At 72.3% G+C, this 4,944-nt stretch carries 4 protein-coding genes; all 4 read right to left on the bottom strand.

The features are described from left to right. Positions 1–744, bottom strand: a 744-nt coding sequence (locus tag GH736_RS17155; protein WP_159605499.1) for a M20/M25/M40 family metallo-hydrolase, incomplete at its 3' end; no start/stop codon positions are given. Positions 745–781: 37 nt separating this feature from the next. Further along, entirely contained in the window at positions 782–2,401 is a 1,620-nt protein-coding gene (locus GH736_RS17150; protein ID WP_159605497.1) for an ABC transporter substrate-binding protein, read from the bottom strand. A gap of 86 nt (positions 2,402–2,487) precedes the next feature. Continuing rightward, positions 2,488–4,212: a dipeptide ABC transporter ATP-binding protein gene (locus GH736_RS17145; RefSeq protein ID WP_159605495.1), complete on the bottom strand. Its 1,725-nt coding sequence runs from the start codon at positions 4,210–4,212 to the stop codon at positions 2,488–2,490. Next, positions 4,209–4,944 (bottom strand): ABC transporter permease (locus GH736_RS17140; protein WP_159605493.1); only part of this gene is annotated, 736 nt, incomplete at its 5' end. The genes GH736_RS17140 and GH736_RS17145, both read right to left, overlap by 4 nt.

Below are 4,944 nucleotides of genomic sequence, written 5' to 3'. Positions count from 1 at the left end.
TGCGGAACTGCAGGGATCGAAGGCGCCGACGTCGTCGCACTCGGGCTGTGCTCCACCGACGAGACCTACTTCGCGTCGGGCTCGATGCGGGACACCATCCGCTACGACAGTAGCAGCACGGCGACACCCTCCACCTCGAAGCCGAACGGCTTGTCGCGTCGGTGCGAGCGGCACCGAGAAGCCGCCGACCTCGCTGAGCGCCTCTGTCGCCCCGGCGAACAGCTCGGGGTGGTGCTCCACGAGCCAGCGGGCGCCCCACACTCCGCCCGCCTCCTCGTCGGCGAAGAACGCGAAGACGAGGTCACGGTCGGGCACCTCGCCGTCGCGCGCGAACGCGCGGGCGACGGCGAGGATGACCCCGGCGAAGTTCTTCATGTCGACGGCGCCGCGCCCGTAGAGCACACCGTCGTCGATCTCGGCACCGAACGGCGGATGCGTCCAGTCCTGCCCCTCGACGGGAACGACATCGAGGTGCGCGTGCACGACGAGCGCCCCGCGCGACGGATCGCGTCCGGCAAGGCGCGCGACGACGCTTCCCCGACCGGGACGGGACTCGAGGAAGGTCGTCTCGTAGCCGACCTCCTCGAGGGCCGCCTGCACGTACCGGGCGGCCCGGCTCTCGCCGTCGCCGATCGTGGCGGGGTCGCCGGTGTTCACGCTCTCGATGCGGATGAGGTCGCGGATGTACCGCAGCGCCTCCTCCTCGAGGAGCGAGCCGGCCGGGGGCACGTCGTTCGAAGCCATGTCGTTCAGTGTTCTCCTGCTCCGCGCACTTCCTCGCCTACTCCGCGGACTTCCACGCCGCGACGAGGGAGTCGAGGCGCGAGTCGGCGCCCAGCGTCACGCCGTGCACCGTCGGCTGGGTGCCGAGGATCGAGGTCAGCTCGTGCACCGGGACCTGGTGGAACTCGGTGGCGATGCGCGCCTGCGCGTCGGCGAGCACGGCGTCGCGACCCGCGGCATCCGCCACCGCCGCCTGCTCCTGCAGCAGCGACTCGAGCTCGGGGTCGTCGAGGTGGAGCCGGTTCGTGGCCGCCGTCGAGTAGGTGGTGCGGAGCACGTCGCCGTCGGCGCGCGACAGGTTCTGCCAGGAGAGGTCGAAGTCGCCCGACTCCTGCAGCTTCAGGAACTCGGGCACCGTGCCGCCCACGAGGTTCACCTCGATGCCGACCGCCTTCAGCTGCTGCTGGATGAGCTCGAGCGACGTCTGGTTCGGGCCGAAGTTCGTGATCCACGCGAGGTCGAGCGAGAGTCGCTCGCCGTCGCGCTCGCGGATGCCGTCGGATCCGGGCACCCAGCCGGACTCGTCGAGCAGCTCCTCGGCGTGGTCGGGGTCGAAGGCGAAGCTGCCCGACTGGTCGGCGAATCCGGGCGTCGTCTCAGCGAGGGAGCTCGTGGCCACCGCGAACAGGTCGTTGAGGGCGGTGTCGCGCACCTCCTCGGCATCGATCGCGTTCGCGATGGCCTCGCGCACGGTGCGGTCGGCGACGATGGGACGCGCCTCGTTGAAGTAGACGCCGAACGTCGCGCCGGGGTTGCCGCGGTGCACGAGCGGGAACCCGCCGTCCTCGAGGGTCTGCACGTCGATCGGCTGCACGCCGCCGATGACGTCGACCTGCGCGGAGGACAGGCTGCCCGTGCGCACGCCCGCCTCGGGCACGACCTGGAAGGTCACGGTGTCGAGGTGGGGTGCGCCGTCGTTGCCGAGGGGCGTCGGCCCCCAGGCGTAGTCGTCCCGCCGCTCGAGCACCGTCTGCACGTCCTTCGTGTACTCGTCGAGCGTGAAGGGCCCGCTGCCCACGACGGCGGCGCCGTCGGCGCGCTCGGCGAAGGGCGTCGCACGGGTCGACTCGCCCACGATGCCGAGTGCGACCGACGCGGCCGAGCTCGGGAACGCGGCGTTCGGCGCGCCGAAGTGCACCTCGACGGTGTCGTCGTCGACGGCAACGGTCTCCGCGTACCCGATGAACGAGCTGATCGCCTGGCTCTCGGCGCCCGCCGCGACGATGTCGTCGAAGGTGCCCTTGACGTCGGCGGCCGTGAGCGGCGAGCCGTCGGAGAACGACACGTCGTCGCGCAGCTCGAACGTGAACACGGTGGCGTCGTCGTTGCTCGACCACTCCGTCGCCAGCCAGGGCTCGAGCGCGCCGGTCTCGGGGTCCTGGTAGAGCAGCGAGTCGACGAGCTGGCGCGTGACGTACAGGGTGTCGTTGCCGGAGCCGGTGCCCGACGGGTTCAGCGAGATCGGGTCGTTGCCGATGGCGAAGACGAGGTCGCCGCCCTCGGTGACGGCGCTGTCGGATGCCGCGTCGGAGGTGCTCGCGGCGGCGGCGCAGCCCGTGAGGGCGAGGGTCGTGGCCGCGACGGCGGCGGCGAGGGCGGTTCGGCGATGGATGGACATGTGCTGCTCCTGGGTGTTCGGTCGGTCGGTACGAGATGGATCGGATCGGTCGGAAGGGATGGACAGGGTGGTTGCGGCCCGTCGGTTCAGTGGGCCGGATGCCGCGTGCGCGCCGCCTGCGACCCCGGGATGGCATCGAGCAGGGCGCGCGTGTACGGGTCGCGCGGCGCCCGGAACACCGCGTCGATGCCGCCGGTCTCGACGACGCGGCCCTCGCGCATGACCACGACCTCGTGCGCGATGCGGCGCAGCACGGCGAGGTCGTGCGAGATGAACAGGTAGCTCAGCCCCAGTTCGCGCTGGATGTCGGCGAGCAGGGTGAGGATCTGGTCCTGGATCGAGACGTCGAGCGCCGAGACGGGCTCGTCGAGCACGAGCAGCTCGGGCGAGATCGCCAGGGCGCGGGCGATGGCGACGCGCTGCCGCTGCCCGCCCGACAGCTCGGCGGGCCTCCGTCCCAGCACGGTGCTCGGCAGGGCGACGACGTCGATGAGCTCGGCCACACGTCGCGCCCGCGACGCGCGGCTGCCGAGCCGGAACGCCTCGAGCGGATCGGCGACGATCGCACCGATCGAGAGCTTCGGGTTCAGCGAGGCGTACGGATTCTGGTGCACGAGCTGGGCGCGCCGGCGGAACTGCCGCAGCGCCCGTCCGTCAATCCGGGTGATGTCCTCGCCCGCGAACTCGATGCGACCCGAGGTCGCGTCGGCGAGGCGCAGCACGAGTCGCGCGGTCGTCGACTTGCCCGACCCCGACTCGCCCACGACGGCCAGGGTGCGTGCACGCGGGATGGCGAAGCTCACGCCGTCGACGGCCCGATGCGTGCCGCCCCCGGCGGCGCGCGGCACGGGGAACTCCTTCACCAGGTCGATCGCCGCGAGGAGGGCAGGTGACTCGGGTGCCGTCGCGGCATCCGGTGCCACCGTCGTCGCCCTCGACACCGACCGCGGGTCGTCGAGGCTCGGCGCCGCGGCGATGAGCTGCTTCGTGTACGGATGCCGCGGGGCGCCGAGCACCTCGGCGGGCGTGCCGGTCTCGACCACCTCGCCCTGCGACATCACGACGATGCGATCGGCGCGGTCGGCGGCGACCCCGAGGTCGTGGGTGATGAGGAGCACGCTCGTGCCGAGCTCGCGCTTGAGCACGTCGATGCGGTCGAGGATCTGCCGTTGCACGGTGACGTCGAGCGCGCTCGTGGGCTCGTCGGCGATGATCAGCGCGGGCCTGGCGATGATCGCGATCGCGATGAGCACCCGCTGGCGCATGCCGCCCGAGAGTTCATGCGGGTACTGCTCGGCGTGCACCTCGGGATCGGGCAGCCCCGCCTCGGCGAGCGCCTCGATCGCTCGGCTTCGCGCCGTTCGCCGATCGGCCAGACCGTGGATGCGGAGCACCTCGCCGACCTGGTCGCCGATGCGCTGCACCGGGTTGAGGCTGACCGTCGGATCCTGCGGCACGAATCCGATCGCCCGGCCCCGGATGCCTCGGAGCTCCGCCTCCCCCGCCCGTGCGAGGTCGCGGCCGCGGAACCGCACGGAGCCGCCCGCGATGGCCGCCGACGGCGGCAGGAGGCGCAGGATCGCGTGCGCGGTGGTCGACTTGCCCGACCCCGACTCCCCCACGATTGCGACGGTCTCGCCCTGCGCGATGGTGAGGGACGCCTCACGCACCCCCTCGATGACGCCGCCGTTCACGCGGTAGGTCACGGCGAGGCGGTCGACGACGAGGAGGGCGGGCGCGTCGGACAGCCGCGGGGCGTCGGCCGCGACGTCGGTGCGGGAGGTGGACGGCGCATCGGTTGCGAGGCTCATCGTGCTCGTCTCCGTTCGAGGTCGAGGGCATGGGACAGCCGGTTCGCGGCCAGCACCGTGGCCGCGATGACGAGGCCCGGCATCGTGGTCAGCCACCAGGCGTTCCGGAGGAAGTCGCGGCCTCCGGCGACGAGCGATCCCCACTCGGGCGTGGGCGGCTGGGCGCCGTAGCCGAGGAAGCTGAGCGCGGACACGGCGAGGATCGCCGTCGCGAACTCCAGCGTCGCCAGCACCAGCACGGGCCCGGCCGAGTTGGGCAGCACGTGCCGGAACAGCACCCGGCTCCACCGGTCGCCCGACGCGTGCGCGGCGTCGACGTACACCGAGGTGCGCACCCGCAGCACCTCCGATCGCATGATCCGGGAGACGGATGCCACGCTCGCGACGCCGACCGCGATCGCCACGTTCACCGTGCCGAAGCCCAGCGCCGTGATGATCGCGAGCGACAGCAGCAGCGAGGGGATCGCGAGCAGCACGTCGGCGAACCGCATGACGCCTGCGTCGACCCAACGGCCGACGAAGCCGGCCAGCAGGCCGAGCAGGGTGCCGAGCACGAGGCCGACCGTGACCGCGATCCCCGCGGCCTGGAGCGACAGCGCCGTGCCGTGCACGACACGGGTGTAGAGGTCGCGTCCGAGTTGGTCGGTGCCGAACCAGTGCGCGATCGACGGCGGTTGCAGCCGTTCGGCCGGCACGCCCGCGAGCGGGTCGCCCGGAGCGAGGACCTGCGGG

The organism is Agromyces humi, assembly GCF_009720255.1.
Taxonomy (GTDB): Bacteria; Actinomycetota; Actinomycetes; order Actinomycetales; family Microbacteriaceae; genus Agromyces; species Agromyces humi.
This window is presented reverse-complemented; position numbering and strand designations above follow the sequence as displayed.

Coding starts and splice junctions, on each gene's coding strand:
- GH736_RS17150 (WP_159605497.1), bottom strand. CDS start 2,401: ATGTCCATCCATCGCCGAACCGCCCTCGCCGCCGCCGTCGCGGCCACG.
- GH736_RS17145 (WP_159605495.1), bottom strand. CDS start 4,212: ATGAGCCTCGCAACCGATGCGCCGTCCACCTCCCGCACCGACGTCGCG.